General features: G+C 27.6%; 24 protein-coding genes and 1 other annotated feature. Of the genes, 19 read left to right on the top strand and 5 right to left on the bottom strand.

Annotated features, from left to right (window positions below):
- Positions 1 to 72 precede the first annotated feature (72 nt).
- Positions 73 to 990: a ribonuclease Z gene (locus RDX53_RS09305; protein WP_195930478.1), complete on the bottom strand. Its 918-nt coding sequence runs from the start codon at positions 988 to 990 to the stop codon at positions 73 to 75.
- A 160-nt stretch (positions 991 to 1,150) separates the two neighbouring features.
- Between RDX53_RS09305 and RDX53_RS09300 the strand changes: the two genes are divergently transcribed.
- The 3 genes from RDX53_RS09300 (at position 1,151) to RDX53_RS09290 (ending at position 3,944) form a co-directional block, all read left to right on the top strand.
- Complete coding sequence (locus RDX53_RS09300) at positions 1,151 to 2,029, top strand: DUF4846 domain-containing protein (protein WP_195930479.1); 879 nt, start codon at positions 1,151 to 1,153, stop codon at positions 2,027 to 2,029.
- Between the two features lie 198 nt (positions 2,030 to 2,227).
- Entirely contained in the window at positions 2,228 to 3,382 is a 1,155-nt protein-coding gene (locus RDX53_RS09295) for an alanine--glyoxylate aminotransferase family protein (RefSeq protein WP_330593106.1), read from the top strand.
- A gap of 37 nt (positions 3,383 to 3,419) precedes the next feature.
- On the top strand, positions 3,420 to 3,944 hold the full coding sequence (locus RDX53_RS09290) for an ECF transporter S component (RefSeq protein ID WP_195930483.1): 525 nt from the start codon (positions 3,420 to 3,422) through the stop codon (positions 3,942 to 3,944).
- 228 nt (positions 3,945 to 4,172) lie between these two features.
- On the opposite strand, the gene recX is transcribed toward RDX53_RS09290, so the two are convergent.
- The gene (recX, locus tag RDX53_RS09285; protein WP_195930484.1) at positions 4,173 to 4,814 is read right to left on the bottom strand and encodes a recombination regulator RecX; all 642 of its coding nucleotides are present in this window, start codon (positions 4,812 to 4,814) and stop codon (positions 4,173 to 4,175) included.
- Positions 4,815 to 4,987: 173 nt separating this feature from the next.
- Here recX and nadD point away from each other — a divergent pair, with 173 nt between their 5' ends.
- The 11 genes from nadD (at position 4,988) to RDX53_RS09230 (ending at position 17,623) form a co-directional block, all read left to right on the top strand.
- Positions 4,988 to 5,677: a nicotinate-nucleotide adenylyltransferase gene (nadD, locus tag RDX53_RS09280; RefSeq protein ID WP_195930485.1), complete on the top strand. Its 690-nt coding sequence runs from the start codon at positions 4,988 to 4,990 to the stop codon at positions 5,675 to 5,677.
- The gene (yqeK, locus tag RDX53_RS09275; protein ID WP_195930491.1) at positions 5,670 to 6,263 is read left to right on the top strand and encodes a bis(5'-nucleosyl)-tetraphosphatase (symmetrical) YqeK; all 594 of its coding nucleotides are present in this window, start codon (positions 5,670 to 5,672) and stop codon (positions 6,261 to 6,263) included. The genes nadD and yqeK overlap by 8 nt, the downstream gene beginning before the upstream one ends.
- A 113-nt stretch (positions 6,264 to 6,376) precedes the next feature.
- Positions 6,377 to 6,727 carry a ribosome silencing factor gene (rsfS, locus tag RDX53_RS09270; protein WP_195930503.1) on the top strand — a complete coding sequence of 117 codons (351 nt, stop codon included), beginning with the start codon at positions 6,377 to 6,379 and terminating at the stop codon, positions 6,725 to 6,727.
- A 62-nt stretch (positions 6,728 to 6,789) separates the two neighbouring features.
- Positions 6,790 to 6,981: a binding site (T-box leader), on the top strand.
- 98 nt (positions 6,982 to 7,079) lie between these two features.
- Entirely contained in the window at positions 7,080 to 9,500 is a 2,421-nt protein-coding gene (gene leuS / locus RDX53_RS09265; protein WP_307994032.1) for a leucine--tRNA ligase, read from the top strand.
- Positions 9,501 to 9,707: 207 nt separating this feature from the next.
- Positions 9,708 to 10,448, top strand: coding sequence for a polysaccharide deacetylase family protein (locus tag RDX53_RS09260; RefSeq protein WP_195930511.1), 741 nt, complete (start codon positions 9,708 to 9,710; stop codon positions 10,446 to 10,448).
- 116 nt (positions 10,449 to 10,564) lie between these two features.
- Positions 10,565 to 11,017 carry a signal peptidase II gene (gene lspA, locus RDX53_RS09255; protein ID WP_195930521.1) on the top strand — a complete coding sequence of 151 codons (453 nt, stop codon included), beginning with the start codon at positions 10,565 to 10,567 and terminating at the stop codon, positions 11,015 to 11,017.
- A gap of 80 nt (positions 11,018 to 11,097) precedes the next feature.
- Positions 11,098 to 12,030, top strand: coding sequence for an RluA family pseudouridine synthase (locus RDX53_RS09250; protein ID WP_195930526.1), 933 nt, complete (start codon positions 11,098 to 11,100; stop codon positions 12,028 to 12,030).
- A gap of 242 nt (positions 12,031 to 12,272) precedes the next feature.
- A complete protein-coding gene (gene pyrR / locus RDX53_RS09245) occupies positions 12,273 to 12,806 on the top strand; it encodes a bifunctional pyr operon transcriptional regulator/uracil phosphoribosyltransferase PyrR (protein WP_195930530.1) in 534 nt (177 codons plus the stop codon).
- Positions 12,807 to 12,872: 66 nt separating this feature from the next.
- A complete protein-coding gene (locus RDX53_RS09240; RefSeq protein ID WP_195930531.1) occupies positions 12,873 to 14,120 on the top strand; it encodes a uracil-xanthine permease family protein in 1,248 nt (415 codons plus the stop codon).
- Positions 14,121 to 14,261: 141 nt separating this feature from the next.
- Positions 14,262 to 16,121 (top strand): ATP-dependent endonuclease, encoded by a 1,860-nt coding sequence (locus RDX53_RS09235; RefSeq protein ID WP_195930532.1) that lies wholly within the window; start codon positions 14,262 to 14,264, stop codon positions 16,119 to 16,121.
- A gap of 449 nt (positions 16,122 to 16,570) precedes the next feature.
- The gene (locus RDX53_RS09230) at positions 16,571 to 17,623 is read left to right on the top strand and encodes a lysylphosphatidylglycerol synthase transmembrane domain-containing protein (RefSeq protein WP_195929545.1); all 1,053 of its coding nucleotides are present in this window, start codon (positions 16,571 to 16,573) and stop codon (positions 17,621 to 17,623) included.
- 293 nt (positions 17,624 to 17,916) lie between these two features.
- Here the strand turns inward: RDX53_RS09230 and RDX53_RS09225 are convergent, their stop codons facing one another.
- The 3 genes from RDX53_RS09225 to RDX53_RS09215 form a co-directional block, all read right to left on the bottom strand.
- Entirely contained in the window at positions 17,917 to 18,807 is an 891-nt protein-coding gene (locus RDX53_RS09225) for a radical SAM protein (RefSeq protein ID WP_195929546.1), read from the bottom strand.
- A gap of 70 nt (positions 18,808 to 18,877) precedes the next feature.
- Positions 18,878 to 19,912 (bottom strand): DUF4179 domain-containing protein, encoded by a 1,035-nt coding sequence (locus RDX53_RS09220; protein WP_195929547.1) that lies wholly within the window; start codon positions 19,910 to 19,912, stop codon positions 18,878 to 18,880.
- Positions 19,899 to 20,471: an RNA polymerase sigma factor gene (locus tag RDX53_RS09215; RefSeq protein WP_195929548.1), complete on the bottom strand. Its 573-nt coding sequence runs from the start codon at positions 20,469 to 20,471 to the stop codon at positions 19,899 to 19,901. Before RDX53_RS09215 ends, RDX53_RS09220 begins: the two co-directional genes overlap by 14 nt.
- Positions 20,472 to 20,675: 204 nt before the next feature.
- On the opposite strand from RDX53_RS09215, the gene RDX53_RS09210 reads away from it, so the two are divergent.
- The 5 genes from RDX53_RS09210 (at position 20,676) to RDX53_RS09190 (ending at position 23,964) form a co-directional block, all read left to right on the top strand.
- A complete protein-coding gene (locus tag RDX53_RS09210; protein WP_195929549.1) occupies positions 20,676 to 21,146 on the top strand; it encodes an RNA polymerase sigma factor in 471 nt (156 codons plus the stop codon).
- 24 nt (positions 21,147 to 21,170) lie between these two features.
- Positions 21,171 to 21,704, top strand: a complete 534-nt coding sequence (locus RDX53_RS09205; RefSeq protein WP_147616198.1) for a zf-HC2 domain-containing protein — start codon at positions 21,171 to 21,173, stop codon at positions 21,702 to 21,704.
- 12 nt (positions 21,705 to 21,716) lie between these two features.
- Entirely contained in the window at positions 21,717 to 22,439 is a 723-nt protein-coding gene (locus tag RDX53_RS09200; protein WP_195929550.1) for a hypothetical protein, read from the top strand.
- Between the two features lie 42 nt (positions 22,440 to 22,481).
- Complete coding sequence (locus RDX53_RS09195) at positions 22,482 to 23,399, top strand: ketopantoate reductase family protein (protein WP_195929551.1); 918 nt, start codon at positions 22,482 to 22,484, stop codon at positions 23,397 to 23,399.
- Positions 23,400 to 23,478: 79 nt separating this feature from the next.
- Positions 23,479 to 23,964 (top strand): superoxide dismutase family protein, encoded by a 486-nt coding sequence (locus RDX53_RS09190; RefSeq protein ID WP_307994031.1) that lies wholly within the window; start codon positions 23,479 to 23,481, stop codon positions 23,962 to 23,964.
- Positions 23,965 to 24,034: the final 70 nt, after the last annotated feature.

The following is a 24,034-nucleotide window of genomic DNA, read 5'->3' as shown; positions in this document are numbered from 1 at the left end:
AAATTCGATATGTAAATCTAAATTCCTCTATAAATTATAAAAATAAAATAAATTTTTAAAATTACAATCAAATCAATCCGTATAAGATAATTTTAAAGTTAATCCGTCTTCTCCAATAATAGTATCTTCAAAAAGATTAGTGGCGTTTTGGATAAAGTCTTTTGGATTTTCAATAGATGGACTAAAATGAGTTAGTAGTAATTTATCTACATTTCCGGCATTTGCAAGACTAGCAGACTCTCTAAAAGTCATATGTTTGTTTTTGACGGCTTTTGATATATCTAAATCATCTCCATACATACCTTCACATATAAATAAATCGCTCTCATATATAAACTCTGGTATTTCAAAAGTAGGTCTAGTATCAGTTATAAAACTAAGTTTTATTCCCCTACGATTTTCACCTAACACCATATCAGCATAATATGTCTTATCTTTATAAATTGCTGAAGAGTTTTCTTGGAGTTTTTTCCATAGATTTTGAGGAACTTGGTTCAAAATTGCTTTTTCTCTATCAAACTTAGGTTTTCTTTTAAAATACAAGCTATATCCGATACATTCAGTAGAGTGGTCTAAATTTATTGTAGATATATCTATATCTTTTAAAATATCATGTTCTAAAGAAAATGTTTGTTTTGGGTTTTCAATTATATTAACTTTATATGGAAGATATTCAACCAAGACTTTTATAGCCTTCATAGCATCTATTATGCCGATTGGCCCTACTATAGTTAAATCGTCTGTTTTCCCGCTATTACCCATTGTCTGTAAAAGACCAATTAATCCTATTATATGGTCTCCATGTAAATGAGTTATAAGTATTAAATCTATATTTTTAAATCCACAATTGTATTTTTTCATAGCAACTTGTGTACCTTCACCACAATCTATAAGTATTTTACTACCCTTATAATTTATAAAAAGGGAAGATAGAAATCTATTAGGCATAGGAACATTGCCACCACATCCTAGTAAAGTTAAATCAATCATTTAAATCTCCTTTTAAATTAGTATTTAGAGGTATTTCTTAAAAAATATTTAAGAAATTTTATATAATATGTAAAAATAAATAGTAAAATCTATTGTAATATTAATATTATATATATTTTAACCATTTAGTATAGTATTAGTAAATAGAAAGGGGAGTATTATGCAAAAAAGAAATGCTTTGGGATTTATTTTGTGTGCTACTTTATTTATATGTTGTGGGTGTAGTAGTGAAATAAATAAAAGTAGTACAACTTCTAAAATCAATACCGTAGGCAAAACTGAAACGATTTTAGTAAATAAGGAGAAAAATACAATAAAAGAGAGGTATGACGTACCTAAGGGATATGAAAGGATAAGCGTAGAAGAAAATAATTTTGGGGAATTTTTAAGAAATAGCAAATTAGAAAAATACGGCGAGAAGGTAAAGTATTATAACGGAAAAACAAAAAATAAAGAAAATGTATACGATAGTGTTTTCGATGTAGATATAGGAGATAGAGATTTACATCAATGTGCAGATGCTGTGATGCTTTTGAGGGCTGAATATTTATATCAAAACGAAAGATATGATGAAATAAGTTTTGAGTTTGTAAATGGATTTAAGGCTGAATACAGTAAGTGGAGAATGGGGTATAGAATAAATGTCGGTGAAAATTCGTGTTCATATTATAAAGGTGCACAACCTGATAATTCATATTCGACTTTTAGAAATTATATGGATTTAGTTTTTGCATATAGCTCTACATTATCTTTAGAAAAAGAATTAAAAAGTGTAGATATAAATGATATGCAAATAGGAGATGTATTTATAAAGGGAGGTTCTCCAGGTCATTGTGTAATAGTAGTAGATATGGCGCAAAATAAATCTACAGGAGAAAAAGTATTTATGCTAGCACAAAGTTATATGCCAGCACAACAAACACAACTTCTTATAAATCCAAACGACAAAAATTTAAGTCCATGGTATAGCTTAGATTTTGGAGATACTTTAAATACACCTGAGTGGACTTTTAAAAAAGATCAATTAAAAAGATTTTAATACAAAAACTGATTTTCTATTTTATTTGTAGGAAATCAGTTTTTAATTGCACCCATACAATTACTAATTTATACTAAACTGTATTGAAATAAAGGCCATATAATATATAATATGCTTATATGATTGTTAAAAATTATATAATTTTTATTATAATTAATAATACAATACAAATTTATACATTAAAAATAGGGGGACAAAATGGAGAAAATGAATAACAAAATAGTTTACACACCAGGGCCATCAGAAGTTAGAGAAAATGTAAGATTAAAAAGAGCAGAAAAGACTACTAATCCTGATGTAGACGTAGATTTCTGTGAGTTTTATAAAAATACATGTGACAAAATGGCGAAAATCTTAAAAACACAAAACGATGTTTATATTTTAAGTGGAGAAGGTATTTTAGGATTAGAAGCAGCGTGTGCATCACTTACAGAAAGCGGAGATAGAGTTTTAGTAATTGATAATGGTATTTTTGGAAAAGGATTTGACGATTTTGTAAAAATGTATGGAGGAGAAGTAGTTTATTTCTCTGATGATTATCATAAAGCTATTGATGTAGAAAAATTAGAACAGTTCTTAGAAAAAGATCACGATTTTAAATACGCAACAGTAGTACATTGTGATACTCCTACAGGAGTTTTAAATGATTTATCAAAAATAGGACCATTACTTAAAAAATACAACATACTTACAGTTGTAGATTCAGTTGCCGCTATGGTTGGAGAAAATATCGAAGTAGACAACTGGCAACTAGATATAGTTTGTGGTGGGTCACAAAAGGCTATTTCAGCTCCAACAGGTCTTACAATTCTGTCAGTTAGTGAAGATGCTAAAAAATCTATGAAAAGTAGAAAAACACCTATTGTAGGATTTTATTGTAACTTAACAATATGGGAAAATTATTATAGAGATAAATGGTTCCCATATACAATGCCAATAAGCGATATTATGGGGCTTGATGTAGCATTAGACAATATATTAGAAGAAGGCATTGAAAATGTTCAAAATAGACATTTTAAAATAGCAAATGCGACAAGAAATGCAGTAAAAGAATATGGACTTAATTTATTTTTAGAAGATGGATATTCAAATACTGTAACAGTAGTTGATATTGAAGAAGAAATTGGTGCAGGAAACTTAGTAAAACATCTACTAGAAAAATATAATGTAGTCATGACGACTTCATTAGCTAAATATACTGGTAAAATACTTAGAATTGGGCATATGGGAGAAAATGCAAAATACGAAGCTATAGTACCTATTCTTAATTATGTAGATTTAGGCCTTAAAGACTTAGGATTTAAAACAGATAAAAATTTAGTAGATTTATTTAATAAATATTATAATGCATAGAAAATAAATTTAAAATATATATAAAGGGGAGAGGAAAATGCAACAAGTAGAACAAACAAAAGTCAATACTAAAGACTTAGTAGAAACGGCGCTTTTAGTTGCGCTAGTTTATATAGCGACGAGATTTATAAATATAAGACTTCCAATAGCGGCATCTGGAGGATTAGTTCATCTGGGAAATACAATGTTGTTTATTTCAGCAATAGTTTTTGGACCTAAAAAAGGAGCAGCAGCAGGGGCATTTGGAATGGGTCTATTTGATTTATTATCAGAATGGGCAATGTGGGCTCCATTTACATTTGTAGTAAGAGGAATTATGGGATATATAATAGGAAAAATAGCTTGGTCTAATGGAAGAAACGGCGATAATATGCTTGTAAATATTGCAGGAATATTAGTATCAGGAGTTTGGATGATAATAGGATATTATATAACAGAAGGTGTTTTATATGGAAACTGGGTATCTCCAGTTATGTCAATACCGGGAAATATAACTCAAATAGTAGTTGGATTAGTAATTGGAGTTCCAGTTGCTAAAGCATTAAAAAGATATATTAAATAAAACGATTTAAAATACCTTAAGAAAGGTTATACTTATTTACAGTTTAAAAAATAGAATTATTTATGTGAGAATTTAAAAAGGAGGTAAATACCTCCTTTTTGAATTTTGAAATAAAAATGTTTTTATTTCATTCTATCTTGTTTATATAAATTTCTAATATTGTAACAACCAAGAATTACACAAAATATTGCAATAGCTATCTTTGCCATACCTTACCTCCAAATATAATTAACAAGAATACTCATCAACATCATTAAATAATTTGTTTAATACTTTTTTTATTATATCATAATTAAAACCTTTATAAGCCAAATGATTGCCTATTTTTTGATATGCTTTTCTTGGATCTTCATTTTTTAATCTATCGTATCTTTTTTTACCTAGATAAAGAGCATTTTCAAATTCTTTATCTATATCTATTTCATCTATTGCATTTTCAATAATATTTTTATCTATACCTTTGTTGTATAAATTTTGTTTTATTTTATTTTTTCCGTATTTGTTTAAATTGACATTAGTATTTACTATTCGACTTGCTAAATCTTCATCGTCTACAAATTTGTATTTTTGTAAAAATTCAATAACCATATCTATAGTATCTTCTTCGTAATCTGAAGATAGTTTTTGTCTTATTTGTTTTTCTGATTGACTTGCCTTTGAAAGTATTGATAATGCTTTATTTTTAGCTTTCATATACATTTCATTGTCTAGTATACTTTTTAAATTATTAGGGTCGATTTCTTGTCCTTTTTTTAAATTAAAAGTAAATACAAGTTCTTTATAAATTGCCATAAAGAATTTTTCATCAACATATATATTAACTCTATCATCTCTTTTTTTCTGAGATTCTATTTTTGTTATAATTCCCATGTTTATTCTCCTTAATTTTTGTTAATATTTATATTATACTACAGAAGATTATTGACAAAAAACAATCATTTTAAATAATAATTTATGAAATAGTAAGATAATAAAGATTTTTGTACCCGACATAATTAAAAATGATATAATACTATTATATTTGTAAAAAAAGGAGAGTATTGATGAGTATTTACGATTTAGTTATCGAATCTAAATTTTATAATAACGATAAGATAGCAGATTTTGAAAGAGATTGCGAGGGACTAAGAGTAGGGGTTTTGGGAGGGACTTTTGATCCAATACATTATGCCCATTTGGCAACTGCAGAATTTATAAGATGTAAATATAAATTAGACAAAATTATATTTATACCATCTGGGGACCCGCCACATAAATTATGGAATATTACTAACAAATACGATAGATATAATATGGTATTATTATCAATTGCTAAAAATAAAGATTTTATAGCATTTAATACTGAAATGGAGAAAAAGGGAAAAACATATACTGTAGATACACTTAGACATCTAAAACAAAATTATCCGGGGGCACAATTTTTCTTTATAACAGGGGCAGATGCTATATGTGATATAGAAGAGTGGAAAGATGTCGAAGAAAACTTTAAATTAGCTACATTTATAGCAGCTACTAGGCCGGGAATAAGCCTGCTTAGAGCACAAGAACAAATTGAAAAACTTGAAATAAAATATAATGCAAACATAATAAGCGTATATGTTCCATCTTTAGATATTTCTTCTACATACATAAGAGACCAATTAAAAAGAGGTAATTCAGTAAGGTATTTAATCCCTGAAAATGTAGAAAAATACATATATGAGAAAAACTTATACGGGGTTGGAGATGAATAATTTGGATATACATAATATAGATAAAGACAAAATAATAGAAAAATTAAGCACAATGCTAAAACCAAATAGACTACAACATTCGATTAATGTTGCAAATTGTGCAGTTAAACTGAGCGAAATATACAGCTATGATAAAGATAAAGCTTATTTAGCTGGGCTTGTGCATGATTGTGCAAAATACTTTACAAAAGATCAAGTAGATTTTTATGTAAAAAAATATAACATAAAATTAGACCCACTAGAAACAAACAATATAGCACTATCTCATAGTGTTATAGGGTCTTTTGTAATTCAAGATGTATTTAATATACAAGATATGGATATAATAAATGCAGTGAGATATCACACGACAGGAAGAGAAAATATGTCTACACTAGAAAAGATAATATTTATGGCAGATATGATAGAAGAAGGTCGTAATTTTCCAGGAGTTGACGAGCTTAGAAAGCTATCATTTAATGGACAGCTAGATAAGGCATTGATTACTTCATTAAACAACACAATAAAATTTGTAATAGAAAACAATCAATTAATTCATCCAAGAAGTGTAAGCGCTAGGAATTATCTTATGCAAGAAAATATTTAAATTTGTTGGTTCAAGTCTAAATATATGATATAATAGATGAATATGTTGTTTTATAATGTATGAATTATACATTATATATATAAAAACAATTTTTTTGAAAGTGAGGTAACTAAATGACAGTTGAACAAATGGTCAAAGTTGCGTACGATGCAATTGACGATAAATTAGGCCAAGATATATCGATAATTAATATAGGAAAAGTTTCTAGTCTTTGTGACTATTTTATAATAGCTACAGCTTCTTCATCTAGACAAGTAAAAGCTATAGCTGATAGTGTACAAGATGCATTCACAGCAGAAGGTATAGAACCAACAGCTAAGGAAGGATACGACACACAAACTTGGATATTACTTGATTATGCAGATATAATAGTACATGTATTTGATGAAGAAAATAGAGAATTCTACAACTTAGAAAAACTATGGAAAGATGCTCCATACGTAGATGTTGACACATTAAACTAAAAATGATAATATATTGAATTATAGCGAAAAATTTGAAATTTTATGTATAAACTGAAAATTTTATCAAATAAACTAAAGTAGTAGGTAATAGAATTTATTCAGAGAGCTAATGGTAGGTGTGAATTAGTTAAATAATATTTCCGAACTTGTTAGTATTAAATTATTTGGCCGTAGTTGGCTTAAAGACTATCTAAGTGAGTCTTTTTATAGGCTAATTAGGGTGGTACCGCGAAGAATATATCCTCGTCCCTAAACAAATTTTGTTTAGGGCGAGGATTTTTTTATTATACAAATAACTTGGAAATAAAAAACATTATATTTATTAAACAAATCAGAATTAGGAGGTAACATAATGAGCGTTTACAAGTTTAAAGATGTTGAAACTAAATGGCAACAAAAATGGGAAGAAACAAACCAATATAAAACAGATACAAGAGATACATCAAAACCTTTATACTACACATTAGAGATGTTCCCTTATCCATCAGGGAAAATACATATGGGTCACGTTAGAAACTATTCAATAGGTGACGTTGTAGCGAGATTTAAAAAAATGGAAGGATACAATGTTCTACATCCAATGGGATGGGACTCATTCGGTCTTCCAGCAGAAAATGCTGCTATAAAACACGGAATACATCCAGCAAAATGGACTTATGAAAACATAGATGACATGAAAAACCAATTAAAATTATTAGGTTTAAGTTATGACTGGGAAAGAGAAATAGCAACTTCTAATCCAGATTACTACAAATTTACACAAGAAATATTCTTAAAATTCTTAGAAGCAGGTCTTGCATATAAGAAAAAATCTTTCGTAAACTGGTGTCCATCTTGTGAGACAGTTCTTGCAAATGAGCAAGTTGTTGGTGGACAATGTGAAAGATGTGACGCTGTAGTAGTTAAAAAAGAATTAGAACAATGGTACTTCAAAACAACTGAATTTGCTGAAGAATTATTAAATGACTTAGACAAATTAGAAGGTTGGCCAGAAAAAGTTAAAACAATGCAAAAAAACTGGATAGGAAAATCTCATGGTGCTGAAATAGTATTCGATATAGATGGTTCAGATGACCAAATGATCGTTTACACAACTAGACCAGATACAGTTTATGGAACAACTTTCATGGCATTAGCTCCAGAAAACCCACTAGTTAAAGAATTAGTTGCTGGTACTGAATATGAAGCTGATGTAGATAAATTCGTACAAAAAATGCATACTCAAACTGAAATAGAAAGAACTTCTACTGACACAGAAAAAGAAGGTATGTTCATAGGAAAACACGTAATAAACCCTATAACAGGAAGAAAAGTTCCTCTATGGATAGCAAACTATATATTAATGGACTATGGTACTGGTGCAATAATGGGTGTTCCAGCTCATGACGAAAGAGATAAAGAATTTGCTACAAAATACGGTATAGAAATAATAGACGTTATAGATGAAGATGGTAAAATGATAAATTCTGAAGAATTCAATGGAATGGATGCTACAGAAGCTCAAGATAAAATAACTGAAAAGTTAGCTAAAGAAGGAAGAGGTAAAAAGACTGTTAACTACAGACTTAGAGACTGGTTATTATCAAGACAAAGATATTGGGGTGTTCCAATACCAGTTGTTTACTGTGAAGAATGTGGTATAGTTCCAGTTGACAAAAAAGATTTACCAGTATTACTTCCAACAGATGTTGAATTTACTGGAAAAGGTGAATCTCCACTTACAACTTCAAAAACTTTCGTAAATACTACTTGTCCAAAATGTGGTAAACATGCGACTAGAGATGTAGATACAATGGATACATTCGTTGACTCATCTTGGTATTTCTTAAGATATATAGACAACAAAAACCAAGAAGCTATGTTCGATTCAGAAGTAGTAAACAAATGGATGCCAGTTGATCAATATATCGGTGGTGTAGAACATGCTATAATGCACTTACTTTACGCTAGATTCTTTGTTAAAGCATTAAAGAGAGTTGGCATGGTAGATTTTGACGAACCATTCAAAAACTTACTTACTCAAGGTATGGTATTAATGGATGGTAGCAAAATGAGTAAATCTAAAGGTAATACAGTATCACCTCTTGAAATAATAGACAAATACGGTGCTGATACTGCTAGATTATTCGTATTATTCGCAGCTCCACCAGAAAGAGACTTAGACTGGTCTGAACAAGGTGTTGAAGGATGCTTCAGATTCTTAAACAGAGTTTATAGATTAGTTGATGAATTAAAAGATATAGCTAAATCAGATGCAAAAGTAAATGTTGCAACTAAAGAAGATAAAGCGATGAGATTTACTATACATTCAACACTTAAAAAAGTTACAGATGATTTAAGCCATAAATTTGGATTTAATACAGCAATAGCTTCATTAATGGAGTTAATAAACGAAATGTACAAATACAAAGAATTAGATACTAGAAATGACGGAATAATCAAAGAAGGTATTGAAACTATATTAACTATACTTGCTCCATTTACACCACATGTAGGTGAAGAATTATGGCAAATGATAGGTAAAGAAGGAAGTATATTCGATATAAACTGGCCACAATTTGACGAATCTGCTTTAGTTAAAGATGAAGTAGAAGTAGTAGTTCAAATAAACGGTAAAGTTAGAGCTAAATTAAGCGTAGGTGCAAACATGACTAAAGAAGAAATGGAAAAAGTAGCTTTAGAAAATGATAAAATACAAGCATCTATAGGCGACAAAACTGTAGTTAAAGTTATAGCTATACCTAAAAAATTAATAAACATAGTTGTAAAATAATCTTTTAAACTTAAATAATTAAATAGATTAACTATATAAATCAAAAGGATGTCATATATAATGGCATCCTTTTTTTGTTAAAACTGAAATTTTATAAAAAATCATAAAAATATATAATGAAAAATAAAATATGGGCAAACTAGAAATGAAATCAATTTTTAAGAATAAAAAATTGTCATAGAAAATAGAAAGAAAAGAGGTTCTAAAATGAAAAAAATCCTTTACACATTAGTAATCATCTTATTTATAGCAGGATTTTCGGGAGTTTGCTCAGCTGACAATGATAAAGATGTATCTGCAGATAGTTATAAATACGACTATGAAGATATTATAATAAAAAAGGGTAATAAATCTGAAAAAGTTGTTGCACTTACATTTGACGATGGTCCTGATGAAGTATTTACTCCACAAGTTTTAGATATCCTAAAAAAATACGATGTAAAAGCGACATTTTTCTTAATAGGAGAAAAAGTTCCATACAATAAACAAATAGTTAAAAGAGAAAAAGAAGAGGGGCATGAAATAGGAAACCACACATACACACATATAAATGCAGCTAAAAAAACAAAATCAGAAATTGAATCAGAAGTTACAAAAACTCAAGAAGCAATAAAAGAAATAACAGGAGAATATCCGACATTATTTAGACCACCATACAGAGCGCTAAGTAGAGACTTATGTCAGGTGGTAAAATCTAAAAATATGAATATAATACTATGGTCTAATATAGACGTAAGGGATTGGTCTAATCCAGGGGTAAATACAATAGTGAGCACTATAGATGAAAAAGTCGAAAATGGAAATATAATAATTTTACACGACTACAACACTGTTAGAAACGACAAATCTCAGACAATACAGGCTTTAGATATAGTAATTCCAAAATTAAAAGAAAAAGGATATAAATTCGTAACTATTTCACAATTGATGGAACATATAGATAAATAAAACTAAATATATAAAATAATATAAAAAGAGATGTTGGATAATTAAATTCTGACATCTCTTTTATAAAATGCATTTTTTAGGTATAATGTAGAAAAATACTTTTTTAGGAGGCAGATATGTATGAATTAATGATAATACTTTTAATAGGTATTGATCAAATTGTAAAGAATTGGGCTTTAAATGAATTAAAATATAAAGGGGCTATTACTGTAATAGAAAATGTATTTAACTTGACTTATGTTGAAAATAGAGGGGCAGCATTTGGATTATTTGAGAATAATCAAATGATATTTGTAGTAGTTGCACTAATTGCATCTATTGCTGGACTTTATATGTTACATTCTAAAAAAATAAATTCAAAGATATGTAAGTTCTCGATTGTATTAATTATAGCAGGGGCTTTGGGGAACTTAATAGATAGAGTTAGATTAGATTTTGTCGTAGATTATTTTGATTTTGTATTTATATGGAATTATGTTTTCAATTTAGCAGATTGTTTTATAGTAGTAGGTACAATATTACTTTGTATATATGTAGTATTATTTGACTCAAATACAAAAAAACAATAAACTAGATAAGTATTAAAAATAAAATTTAGATGTATATTTAAATAATATACAATAAATATTAAAAAGAAAGTGAAATAAATATGAACAATAAAGAAAATATTCAAGATGAAATAAGAGAATTCTTAGTTCTAGGAGACGAAGAAGGAGATAGACTAGATGTTTATTTATCTTCGCAATTAGGAGATATGTCTAGAAGCTATATTCAAAAGATAATAAAAGATAAAAAAGTAAAAGTAAATAATAAAATAGAAAAAGCAAAATATGCTGTAAAAGAAGATGACCATGTTGTTATAGAAATACCAGCACCAAAACTTTTAGAAATAGTACCACAAAATATACCGATAGATATAGTATATGAAGATGACGACTTACTAATAGTAAATAAACCGCAAGATATGGTAGTTCATCCTGCACCGGGAAATTATGAAAATACTTTAGTAAATGCAATCTTATATCACTGCAAAGACAACTTATCATCTATAAATGGAGTAATAAGACCTGGTATTGTACATAGGATTGATAAAGATACTTCGGGAATTTTGATGATAGCTAAAAATAATAATTCACACAATTGTCTAGCAGAACAACTAAAAGACCATTCAATAACTAGAGAATATGAATTTATATGTCATGGAGTTGTAAAACAAGACAAAATAACTGTAGATAGACCAATAGGAAGAAACCCAAAAGATAGACTTAAGATGGCAATTGTAAAAGATGGAAAAAGAGCAGTTACTCACTTTGAAGTTATACAAAGATATGATAACTTTACACACATGAAAGCTAGTTTAGAGACTGGTAGAACTCATCAAATAAGAGTTCATGCGGCTAGTATAGGGCATCCACTTTTAGGGGACCCTATATATGGACCTAAAAATTCAAAAATAAAATGTAGTGGTCAGACACTTCATGCAAGAAAATTAGGATTTATACATCCAACAACTAAACAATACGTCGAGTTTAACTCTGAATTGCCAAGTTATTTCGTAGAAATACTTAACAAAATAAAATAACTATTGAAATAATAAACTTAAAATTATATAATGTTATTTAAGTAATAAAGAACTCGATTAAAATTAAAATTTAACATAAACGTAAAAATATAGATATACCTTTAATTGATACAGAGAGATCATAAGGCATAGATGTACTTTTGATGCGCGAAAGTATAACTTCCTGTCTTGTGCAGGAAGTTTTTTTGTTGAAATAAAGATTCTCATATTTATACGGTAATACTAAAGAAAAGGAGGCAGACATGATAGAAAAAGCTAGATTAATGGATGAAAAAGCAATCGCTAGGGCTATAACTAGAATAAGCCATGAGATAATAGAAAAGAACAAAGGTGTCGAAGATGTTATCTTAATCGGTATAAAAACTAGAGGTGTACCTATAGCAAATAGAATTGCGACAAGAATAGAGCAAATCGAAGGACACAAAGTGTCAACTGGAGAAATGGACATCACATTATACAGAGATGACCTAAAAGAAATCCAACATGAACCTGTAATAAACGGTACAAATATAGACGTAGACATAAACGACAAAATAGTAGTTTTAGTAGACGATGTTTTATATACAGGAAGAACAGTTAGATCAGCTCTAAATGCTATTATGGACTTAGGAAGACCAAAAGCTATACAATTAGCAGTATTAGTAGATAGAGGTCACAGAGAGTTACCAATAAGAGCAGATTATGTAGGTAAAAATGTACCAACATCAAAACAAGAAATAATCTCTGTTGAGTTATTAGATATAGACGGAGAAGATTCTGTAAAAATAAAAGAATAATAAAAATAATAAAATTTGAGAAATAATAAACGAAATTAAATTTATATAATATTTGGAGGTATATATATGAGAAAAGCGGCTTTATCACTTCAACATTTACTTGCGATGTTTGGATCGACAGTATTAGTTCCTCTATTAACAGGATTTGACCCATCAGTGGCAATATTCTGCGCAGGTATAGGAACATTAATATTCCATTTTTGTACAGATTGGAGAGTACCAGTATTTTTAGGTTCAAGTTTTGCCTTTATAGGTGTAATAAATCAAGTTTCAGATGCATTTAATGGAGATTTGGCTTATGCACAAGGAGGAATTATAGTAGCAGGATGTTTATATATAATAATGTCTTTAATTGTTAAATTCATAGGTGTGGAAAAAGTAAAAAAATATTTCCCACCACAAGTTACAGGTGCAATGATAGCAGTTATAGGTTTAAACTTAATTCCTTCAGCAGTAGATATGGCAATGACTTATTTACCAATTGCAATAATTACTTTAGCAGTAGCAATGGGAATAAATCAATTTGCAAAAGGTAGCATAAAACAATTTGGTGTAATAATAGCAGTATTTACAGGATTAGCACTTAGCTTCATCTTAAAACAAGTAGATATTACAACAGCAAGTCAAGCTAGTTGGTTTGCAATACCAAACTTTAGACTACCAAAATTCAGCTTAGAGGCAATTTTAATGATAGCACCAGTAGTTCTTGCAACATTTATGGAACATATAGGTGATATAACTACAAATGGAACAGTTGTTGGACAAAACTTTATAGAAAATCCAGGTCTTAATAGAACTTTATTAGGTGATGGACTTGCAACAATATTTGCAGGATTTGCAGGTGGACCTGCTAATACTACTTACGGTGAAAATACTGCACTTTTAGCAATAACTAAAAACTACGACCCAAGAGTTTTAGAGTTAACAGCAGTATTAGCAATAGTATTATCTTGTGTAGGTAAATTCGGAGGCTTTTTACAAAGTATACCACAAGCCGTTATGGGTGGAATAAGTATATACCTATTCTCTATGATAACTTATGTAGGAGTTAAGAGTATAAAAGACAGCAAATGCTATGAAGGAAATATAAAAAATGTGATAATAATGGCAACAGTACTTATAATAGGTCTTGGAACTTCATACTTAAGTACTTTTGCAGGAATAGAAATCGGAATACCACTATCACAAACTTCAAGCTTAACAGGACTTAGCTTAGCTGCTATAGTCGGGGTTATTTTAAATAGAGTTTTAAACAATTCAGAGTTTAAAGACCAAGAAGTAGAAGTAGAGACAGCAATAGCTGAAAGTAAATAATCGAGAAATAGTACTAATTAAAAATCACAAATTATACAACTTGTATAATTTGTGATTTTTTTGTGGATATTTTCATCTAATTATCATAAATAAATATTATAATTTACTTATAGATGTTAGGTTTTGTTGGGAGAGATTTAGATGAAGATAAAAAGCGTAGTGATCAGCAATTATAAATCTTTAGGAGACGAAAGAAATACTTTACTCTTAGAAGATAATATAACAGCTCTAATAGGAAAAAATGATTCGGGGAAAAGTAATATTTTAGAGGCTTTGGGCAATATGTCATTTACACATTATATTAATACGGAGTTTTTTAGCAAAAAAAATAGATATACAAAAAAGAGTATAGTTATAACATTAGAATTAAAATTTACGGAAAGTGAATGTAAAAAGTTTTCAATAGAAAATAAGAAATCAAAAACTATATTTAAGTTTTATTCGAGTGATGATATTGAGTTTGAAGGTGGATTTTCATTATTATTTGATCAGGATAATGAGCTAAAAAATGCAATTTATTATTTAGAAGATAATTTATTGAGCTACTTTAAAATTTACTCTCAATATACGACTAAAGAATTTATTGAAAGTATAGATGATAAATTGGATAAATTAATAGAGATTGACAGTAGGATTTGGACTAAATATAAAAAAAGTTTAAATGAAATACTAGAAGTATTAATTTTGCAGCAAAAAGACATGGCTTATGAAGGATATAATGAAGAATGTTACACACTTATAAGGCATATTGAGACGATAAAGAGTAAAATTAAAAAGAAATACAAAGTGCTTCCAGTATTTTATTATAGAACTAATGAGGAAGAACTACAAAGTATATATAATGTTGAAGAAATAAAATCAGCGATAAAAAGCAAAAAAGGGCTTTTATATAAATTTATGGTCATTACAAAAGCTCCATTAGATGAATTTATAAATTCTATAGATTCAAAAGATGAAAATGAGCGAAATAAGTGTAGAAGTAGTATTAAAGAAAAAGTAAAGTATAATATACAAAAACAATTTAATTATTTTTTTGAAAATAATATAGATACAAAGATAAAAGTCAACTTTGATAATGAATGTCTAAAAATATATCTAAAGACAAATGACAATCAAATCAATTTAGAAGAAGAAAGTAATGGTCTTAAATGGCTTTTCAACTTGTTTATAGAACTTTTATACGAGGATTTAGAAAATAAAACGATAATATATTTATTAGATGAGCCAGGGGTATATCTTCATGTAAATGCTCAAAGAGAATTACTAACATTATTAAAAAGTCTATGTAATAATGGAAGTCAGGTTGTTTATACAACACATTCTCCATATATGATAGACACAGAAGATATAATAAATGTCAGAGCTATAGAAAAAGATGAAAATGGAATAAGTCATATATTTAATAATGCGTATGACAATAAGTTTAACTCATCTTCAAAAAGAGAAACATTGACACCTCTTTTAAAAGCAATTGGAGCAGATATAAAATATAATTTAGGGCCTCGATTAGATAAATTAAATATAGTAACAGAGGGAATTACTGACTATATGTATTTTACAGCTATGTTAGATTATTTAGAAGTGCAAGAAGAAAAAAGGCCTTATATTTTGCCGTCAGTAGGAGCTGGCAATGTAAATGCACTTGTATCTATATTAATTGGTTGGGGATGCAATTATAAAGTTGTATTAGATTATGATAAAGCGGGAGTTATAGAGTGCAACAAGCTTATTGAAAATTTAAATTTAAGATTGAATAAAGAAGTGTTTTTTATAAATTGCAAAAAAACTATGGCAGAAAAAGAATTTATAAGAAATCCAGAATTTGTAGAGACTCTTATAAGTCAAGAAGATAAAAATCAACTTTCAGTAAGATATGAAGAAAACAAAACTATGGCAGCAAAAGAATTTTACGACAAAGTAATAGCAAAAGATATAGTTTTAAGTGAAAAGACTGTAAATAACTTTAGAAAATTGTTTATGAATCTGAAAATAATAGAATAAATACAAATTAACAGCTATCTAATGGTAGCTGTTTTTTGTTGACAAATAAAATGTATTATTGTATTATTATATTGGTACAAAGATTGTAAAATATTGTTGTATATATGAATAACACATAACCCCTTTGTTAAATATAATAGAGGAGAATGATATAAGAGCTTTATGTTGAATATATTAAGATGAATAGATAGAACTATATGACAAAATTGTAAGCTAATTGTAAGTTCAAAATATAGAGAGAAGTGATATATTATATATAGAAATAAATAATTAAAACGAGATATTTAAAATCTTCATAAAATTGTAAGTTTTTTATTAAGAAAATTTTATGATTGTCTATTTATAATAAATAATAGAAAGTGGATATAAGGGTAAGGATATATGGAGGTATATTTATGAAGGATTATAAAAATTTATTTTTTAAGATATTAAAAAACGGGGGATTATTTTTGATATTAATAATATTTACATTTTACTTTGTATTTAAAGATATGGATTTAAATGCAGTGGCTAAAACTATATCAAATGTAAATATAATGTATATATTAACAGCAGTTACATGTATGTGTGTATTTTTATTATGTGAAGCTAGTAATTTTAGAAGAAACCTTAGTGCTTTAGGATGTAAAACAAATCTCCTAAAATGTATTAATTATTCAGTACAAGGATTTTTCTTTAGTTCAATTACACCTTCAGCTTCTGGTGGGCAACCGATGCAAGCTTACCAAATGTATAAAGATGATATAAAAATATCTCACTCTACACTTGTATTATTTGTTGAATTTATATTTTTCCAAACAGTAACTATAATGTACGCGATAATTGGATTTATAAGCCAACGTTCGCTTTTAGCTGGAAAAGTTAATTCTCTTATGATTTTATTTACTATAGGACTTATATGTAACTTTGCTATGCTTATGGCATTAGTATTAGTTTTATTCTATAGTGAAGGTGTTAAAAAAATACTAAATGTAATAGTGGGATTTTTAAAATTCTGTAGATTTAAAAAAGCAGATGTATTAAAAGAAAAAGTAGACTCAGTAATAGACGACTATAAAGACTGTGCTATGTATATAGTTAAAAACAAAGGAATAATGGTTAAAACTTTTATAACAAAATGTATACAAATATTTGCACTACACAGTATACCTTATTGGATTTATCGTTCATTTGGGTTTAATGAGTACTCAATATTTGTATTTATAGGAGTTCAAGCTGTATTATTTATATCAGTTTCTGCACTGCCTCTTCCAGGATCAGTAGGGGTTAGTGAAAGTGGATTCTTAACTTTATTTAAATTATTATTCCCTGTCACAGTATTAAATGAAGCTATGCTACTTAGTAGAGGGGTAAGTTTCTACTTATTTGTATTCTTGTGTGGAATGTTTATATTAGTTAAAGGATTTAAAGATTCTAGAGAAAAAAGACTTGCAAGAATACGAGCAGCAAAAGAAGCCAAAGAAAAGAAAGTATACAAACAAAGAGTTGTTCAACAAATATAATAAAAAGAGTCGTCAAATTATGCCGACTCTTTTTTTGGATAAACTAAATAAAGAGCAATATTTCTAAGTTAAAAATAACCTTAGTTTGACACAGTAATCCAAAGAGATTAAGATTTAATTATAAAGATAAAAATACAGTTCTGGTTGGTAGTCCAGACGCGGATAATCCGTCAGTAACCTGCATCCTTGATTGTCCATTCTTTATATAAAATTTAAGGAGTATGAAAATACAAAATTATTTTTATACTCCTTTTAAAATTCTTAAATATAAATATGGATTTTGATTTTATAAATTATAAATCAAATGATATTTGCTCGCTTTGGAATTTACTTTTATATTCTGATATTATATCTTCCATTTTATAAGTTATTTCTAACTCAGAGCATTTTTTCTCAAAATATTGTTGTAAAGATTTATAGTTTGGACTATTACATACATATTTATCACCATATAAATTTTGATATTTAGATACTAAATTAGGAAAATTTTCTCTTAGTTTTGTATAATAATAAAATCGTTGATTAGCTCTAAGGGTAACTCCGAACATAGGATAAATAAAGTTAGCACCTGATTTATAAGCTTGATTTATTATTTTATCGATATTATCTTTAGTATCGTTTATAAATGGAAGCAGGGGCATCATAAGTATGCCTGTATAAATTCCTGCTTCTCTTAATTTTTTTATCGCCTCAAATCTCTTAGATGATACACATACATTGGGTTCGATTATTTTGCTTAAATTATCATTACCACAAGTTATACTAAGTTTTACAATTACAGGTGAGTGCATGTTTATTTCTTTTAGTATATCTATATCTCTCAAAATTAAATCAGATTTTGTCGCTATAGCTACGCCAAAACCGTATTTATCGATTAATTTAAGTGATGATCTTGTTACTTCGTATTTCTTTTCAAATGGATTATATGTATCTGACATAGCTCCTATTTGAATAACTCCACTATGTCTTTTTGATTTAAGTTGCTTTTCTAAAATAGATATACAGTCTTTTTTTATTCTAACTCTGTCAAAGTCGATTATATTATAACAATTACTTCTGCTGTCACAGTATATGCAACCATGACAGCAACCTCTATATAAATTCATATTGTAGTCAGTCCCAAACCAATGGGAATTATCATATTGTATTTTTGATAAAATTTCCTTGGCAATAATAAATTCCATAATATATTTAAAGTTTTAAACTTTATATCCTTTCATATATTTTATTTATATTATAGACCAAAATATTGTTTTAAGGCAGCATTACCTCTATTTCATCATTTATGGTAATGCTTTTAATATCTTTAGGATTTAAAATCTTTGAAAAACTTGCATAAGATTGAGAATGACCAAATAAATCTCTTCCAATAGTTGAATAAGATGAAGTATTTGATATAAAGAAATCATCGCCAGAATATTCTGTTGAATCTTTCATTGTAACTTTACTTATAAAGTAATTATATTTCCCATTGCTTTTAATTCTTACAGAAAGAGGTGATAAAGTGACTGTTTTAACGCGAATTCTTCTATTGTCTACTTTATAAGATTTATTGATTACATAAGTTTTTGATGTATCTTTGCAATTTAATTTAAATTTTAAAGTCCAACTTCCTTTTATTAAATTTACAAAATCGCCGTACTCATCTTTATTCTTATTATAAGGATAGTAACCAAAATCTTTAAAACTAAGTCTTATATCACTATTGTTTATATCTTCTTCTTCCATAGTAATTAAAAGTGTAGAAGTATGAGAATCGTCATCTTCGGATTTTATAGACTCAAATGTCGCACTAGAAGAAGGTCTATAATCGCCATTTGATTTAACTTCAAAATTAAAGTCATTAAATGTTTTTAAAGAATGTGAAAATTCATCTTTTGTTTTTAACTTTAGTATTATATACAATGAGTTTTTATCACTGATGACTTGGGTAGCAGTTATTCTTAGCCCTTTGGATTCTACAGACTTATTTATATTTGCACCAGAGCCATTTATAAGAGATTCATTTTCTTTATTTATATTTAATAAATTAGCAAGTTGAGCATCAAATGAAAAGTAATCTGCAGCAAATGATAATGTAGAAATCATAAGCACAGAAGCTAAAATTATAGCTACAGTCTTTTTAAGTGATATTATTTTGCTCTTGCTTTTACTTTGATTGGATGAATTTTTAATTTTATCCATAGTCATATTAAAAATCTTTTCTTTTTCATTTTCACAAAGTGGTTTTTCATTATCTAGGTATTTGTCTTCATCTATATTATTTAATAATTTATCAATCTTTTTCATAAATAATCCCTCCCTTTATCAACTCTTCTTTTAAAATTGTTTTACTTCGATAAAGTATATTTTCAACTTTCTTTTCGCTTAAATTTAATTTTGATGCAATTACTTTTACTTTTTCAAAGTAAAAATATCTAAGTATAAAAATCGATCTATCAGGTTCTTTAAAATTATCTAATGTAGTTTTAATTATTTTCTTATTATGTAATTTTGAGTATTCATCTTCCATGTCTACATCTATACCTAAATCATTTTCTTCTATCTCAAATAGAGAAGTATTAGAGTTAGATGTTTTAAGTTTGTCGAAACAAGTGTTTCTTGCAATTGCATAGATATAGCTTTTTAATGATTTATTTTTCTCCTGGTTAAAATTGTCGATATTTTTCCAAAGCTTAAAAAAAGTATCTGATATAGCCTCTTCTATGTCTTCGCTATTTAAATTTATAAGTATATTTTTACAAATTGTATTAATAGCAGGACCATAAACATCGATTACCATTTTTATGCCGTCTTCAGGAGATTTTTTTAAAAGTTTGATGATTTTTCTCTCCTTAAATTTTTCCATTTAAAAACCTCCATTTTATTTTTATAAATACATTTTAATATAAGTATTAATTTAAGATAATTACCTTTTCATATATCAATACTTGTAAAAATAATTTTTCACTCAAAAATTTTGAAAAAAATTTAAAAATAATGTAACGAAATGTATATTTTATTATACTACTATATGAAACACAAATTTCTAGCTAGAAAGATAGGAGGATAAATGAAGCAAATTGAAAAGTTATACGATTTATATTCCAAAGATGTATATAGATTTATTTATTCACTTAGTTTTGATGAAGAAGTTGCAAAAGATATTATGCAAACAACATTTTTGGAGTGTATAAAGAGTATAAAAAACTTTAAAGGCAATTGTAGCGAAAAAACATGGTTATTATCTATATCAAAAAATCAATATTATACATATTTAAAAAAACATCCTAAAACACAATCGATTTATGAAAGTGATTTTGATGAGGTTGAGGAGTTCACACAAGATGATATGTATAAATACCGTGAGATATTAAAAGTTATAAACAGCCTAAAAGAGCCACAAAGACAGATAATGATACTTAGACTAATAAATGATTTTACGTTTAAAGAAATTGGAGAAATTTTAGGTAAAAGTGAAAACTACTGTAGGGTTAATTTTTTTAGGGAAAAGAAAAAACTGGTTAAACAGTTTAATGATTAAAAATATAGAAAAGCAGGTGAGAAAATGAGTAAATTAAAATGCAGTATAGTTGAAGATTTAATGCCACTTTATATAGAAGATCTTTTAAGTGAAGAAACTAAAAAGGAGATAGAGTTGCATTTAGATGAATGTGAAGATTGTAAAGAAGTTTATGATGAATTAAAAGAAGATGTGAATTTAGGATATGAAAAAAAGATTGATTTAAAAGAAGATGAATATGAAGAGTTAAAAACAGATACATTAGATTCTATTAAAAATTATTTAAATAAAATAAAGTATATTTTAATAATATTTTCAATGGCAGTATCTGTTGGAATAAGTATATTAGGAAATGGATTTTTAAGCACAATACCATGGATTATAATAATACCTTTTGTGCTTGGGCTTTTATATAAAGAAAATACGCTTATAATAGCTACAGCACTTATTTTTAATATATTATTTAATATTGTTTTACAAAGTGCATATGCTATCATATTTGATAGTATATATATTTTATTATGTACAGGCGCAGGATTATTCCTAGCAATCAGTATAAAAAATTTAAAAACAAATTAATGGGGGGAAAATATGAAATATATAAAATTGATTATAGCAGTTTTAATAACAGGTATTGCTATATACATTTACAGTGGATTTTTTGGAAATCCAATAGAATATTTAAAGGTAAAACATGCATTTGAAGATTATATAGATAAAAACTACGATGGAAAACTTGAAATAGAAGCTATCAAATTTAATTTTAAAACTGGGGGTTTTTATGCACAAGTTGGAGATGGTAATTACAAAACCAATTCATATTTAGATTATTATTATGATGGTAGTATAGGAGATGGATATTACCAAGATACAATTACTAATATGCAAGATGAGATTAATAATTATATATCTTATAATATCGAAAAAGAAACAGGGATAAAAAGATATTATATGATATTAGAACCAACAATTAATATTAAACAGTATAAATATAAAGTAAATGATTTTTATAGTGGAGAAGAACCTATAGATTTAACCTTAAACCTTGGATATGCATATGATTTTGATGAAAAAAATGCAAAAGATAGCGAAAAAGATAAATTTCCATATAAAAATAAAGATGAATTTTCAAAAGATGCTTATAAAATAGTAAAAACTCTTAAAAAAATAAATTATGATTTCAGCAATATAAAAATTTATTCTTTTAAAGCAGATGGAAATAATGCATATGAGGTTAATATAAAAGATTTAAATAGTATAAAATCAGAAGCTGATTTAAATGAAATAATAAAAAATGTAGATTACAGCAAATAATAAGGATAAAATAATATTATATAAATAAAAGGGGGTGCCTACATGCAAATTAAAAATGTAGCTATAATAGGGGCAGGTGCAATAGGAGGAGTATATGCATATTCTATACATAAACTTTTAGATTATAATTTCGCTTTTATAGCAAATGGAAAGAGAAAAGAAAGATTAGAAAAAGAAGGGCTATATTTAAATGGAGAACAATTTTATCCAAAGGTAGTATCTTCAGATGAGGATATAACTTTTGATTTAATAATAATAAGTGTAAAAAATTATCAACTTCAAAGTGCTATAGAAGATATAAAAGATTTAGTACATAAAAATACTATAATACTTCCATTATTAAATGGTATAGTTGCGAAAGATATACTGCAAGATGCTTTTAAAGATAATCAAGTTTTATATGGACTTGCTATAAAGATAGATGCTGTAAAAATAGGAAATAAAATAACTCAAACAAACAGCGCAATAATACAATTTGGAGATGCGAATAATAAAGAAATGAGCGAGGGAGTGCTTGCTGTAAAAAATCTATTAAATGATGCAAAAATAAACAATCAAGTATTTGAAGATATGATAAAGACAGTTTGGACAAAGTGGATGCTAAATATAGGATTAAATCAAGTTTCTGCTATATCAGCAGCTACATATGGAGTGATTAAGAATACGCCAGAGCTTTTAACTTTAGTAGATAAAGCAATGAAAGAAGTTATGAATGTATCACAAGTTTGTGATATAAACTTAGGGGATAGAAATTGGCAGAGTGTTCAAGATGTAATAAGTACACTTAGCGGCGATGGCAAGACATCTTTATTACAAGATGTTGAAAATAAAAGAAAAACAGAAATTGAATACTTTTCGGGAACGCTTATGAAAATAGCAAAAGAGCACAATATAGAAGTTCCAGTAAATGAAGTTTTATATAATTTTATAAAGGCCAAAGAAAAATCTTATACAAAATAGATATATTGAAAAATATGAGTAAGAAACTTTTTAAACCTTATACATATAATAAATATAAAAGTTTTAAAGGAGAGAAAAGATGGATAACTTATGTCAACAATATAATTTAAATCAGCTTTTTGCACCTTATGATCCACAAAGACCGGCAGCATATGCGAGAATAAGAGGTGGGAAATTAGCACCTTGTATAGATGGAAATGTATTTTTTTATCAATTAGAAGGCGGGGTTTATATAAAAGCTTATATAACTGGTATACCAGATTCTAATAAAAATGGTCAACTAACTAGATTTCACGGATTTCATATCCATGAAAATGGTGACTGCCAAGTAGGAACAGAAGATAATCCTTTCCCAAATACAGGCAGCCATTTTAATCCATCAGAAGAGAAACATCCATTTCATGCAGGGGATTTGCCTCCAATATTAGCAAGTGATGGAATAGGAATATTATCTGTATACACTTCTTATTTTACTGTAGCAGATATAATAAATAAATCAGTCGTACTTCACGAAAATTATGACGATTTTACAACACAACCTTCTGGAAATTCTGGGGCAAAATAGCTTGTGGTAGAATACTACCTTATAATTATTAAAATAAAATTAAAAAGAAAATCTAATTCAGAAAAAATAC

The sequence above is a fragment of the uncultured Intestinibacter sp. genome, from assembly GCF_902468165.1.
In the GTDB taxonomy this organism is placed as follows: Bacteria; Bacillota; Clostridia; order Peptostreptococcales; family Peptostreptococcaceae; genus Intestinibacter.
The sequence above is the reverse complement of the archived record's forward strand: the minus strand, read 5'-3'. Positions and strand labels throughout refer to the sequence as shown.

Coding starts and splice junctions, on each gene's coding strand:
- RDX53_RS09295 (WP_330593106.1), top strand. CDS start 2,228: ATGGAGAAAATGAATAACAAAATAGTTTACACACCAGGGCCATCAGAA.
- RDX53_RS09190 (WP_307994031.1), top strand. CDS start 23,479: ATGGATAACTTATGTCAACAATATAATTTAAATCAGCTTTTTGCACCT.
- RDX53_RS09250 (WP_195930526.1), top strand. CDS start 11,098: ATGAACAATAAAGAAAATATTCAAGATGAAATAAGAGAATTCTTAGTT.
- RDX53_RS09220 (WP_195929547.1), bottom strand. CDS start 19,912: ATGAAAAAGATTGATAAATTATTAAATAATATAGATGAAGACAAATAC.
- RDX53_RS09300 (WP_195930479.1), top strand. CDS start 1,151: ATGCAAAAAAGAAATGCTTTGGGATTTATTTTGTGTGCTACTTTATTT.
- RDX53_RS09225 (WP_195929546.1), bottom strand. CDS start 18,807: ATGGAATTTATTATTGCCAAGGAAATTTTATCAAAAATACAATATGAT.
- yqeK (WP_195930491.1), top strand. CDS start 5,670: ATGAATAATTTGGATATACATAATATAGATAAAGACAAAATAATAGAA.
- RDX53_RS09235 (WP_195930532.1), top strand. CDS start 14,262: ATGAAGATAAAAAGCGTAGTGATCAGCAATTATAAATCTTTAGGAGAC.
- rsfS (WP_195930503.1), top strand. CDS start 6,377: ATGACAGTTGAACAAATGGTCAAAGTTGCGTACGATGCAATTGACGAT.
- recX (WP_195930484.1), bottom strand. CDS start 4,814: ATGGGAATTATAACAAAAATAGAATCTCAGAAAAAAAGAGATGATAGA.
- RDX53_RS09305 (WP_195930478.1), bottom strand. CDS start 990: ATGATTGATTTAACTTTACTAGGATGTGGTGGCAATGTTCCTATGCCT.
- RDX53_RS09240 (WP_195930531.1), top strand. CDS start 12,873: ATGAGAAAAGCGGCTTTATCACTTCAACATTTACTTGCGATGTTTGGA.
- lspA (WP_195930521.1), top strand. CDS start 10,565: ATGTATGAATTAATGATAATACTTTTAATAGGTATTGATCAAATTGTA.
- RDX53_RS09195 (WP_195929551.1), top strand. CDS start 22,482: ATGCAAATTAAAAATGTAGCTATAATAGGGGCAGGTGCAATAGGAGGA.
- nadD (WP_195930485.1), top strand. CDS start 4,988: ATGAGTATTTACGATTTAGTTATCGAATCTAAATTTTATAATAACGAT.
- RDX53_RS09210 (WP_195929549.1), top strand. CDS start 20,676: ATGAAGCAAATTGAAAAGTTATACGATTTATATTCCAAAGATGTATAT.
- RDX53_RS09215 (WP_195929548.1), bottom strand. CDS start 20,471: ATGGAAAAATTTAAGGAGAGAAAAATCATCAAACTTTTAAAAAAATCT.
- RDX53_RS09200 (WP_195929550.1), top strand. CDS start 21,717: ATGAAATATATAAAATTGATTATAGCAGTTTTAATAACAGGTATTGCT.
- leuS (WP_307994032.1), top strand. CDS start 7,080: ATGAGCGTTTACAAGTTTAAAGATGTTGAAACTAAATGGCAACAAAAA.
- pyrR (WP_195930530.1), top strand. CDS start 12,273: ATGATAGAAAAAGCTAGATTAATGGATGAAAAAGCAATCGCTAGGGCT.
- RDX53_RS09260 (WP_195930511.1), top strand. CDS start 9,708: ATGAAAAAAATCCTTTACACATTAGTAATCATCTTATTTATAGCAGGA.
- RDX53_RS09290 (WP_195930483.1), top strand. CDS start 3,420: ATGCAACAAGTAGAACAAACAAAAGTCAATACTAAAGACTTAGTAGAA.
- RDX53_RS09205 (WP_147616198.1), top strand. CDS start 21,171: ATGAGTAAATTAAAATGCAGTATAGTTGAAGATTTAATGCCACTTTAT.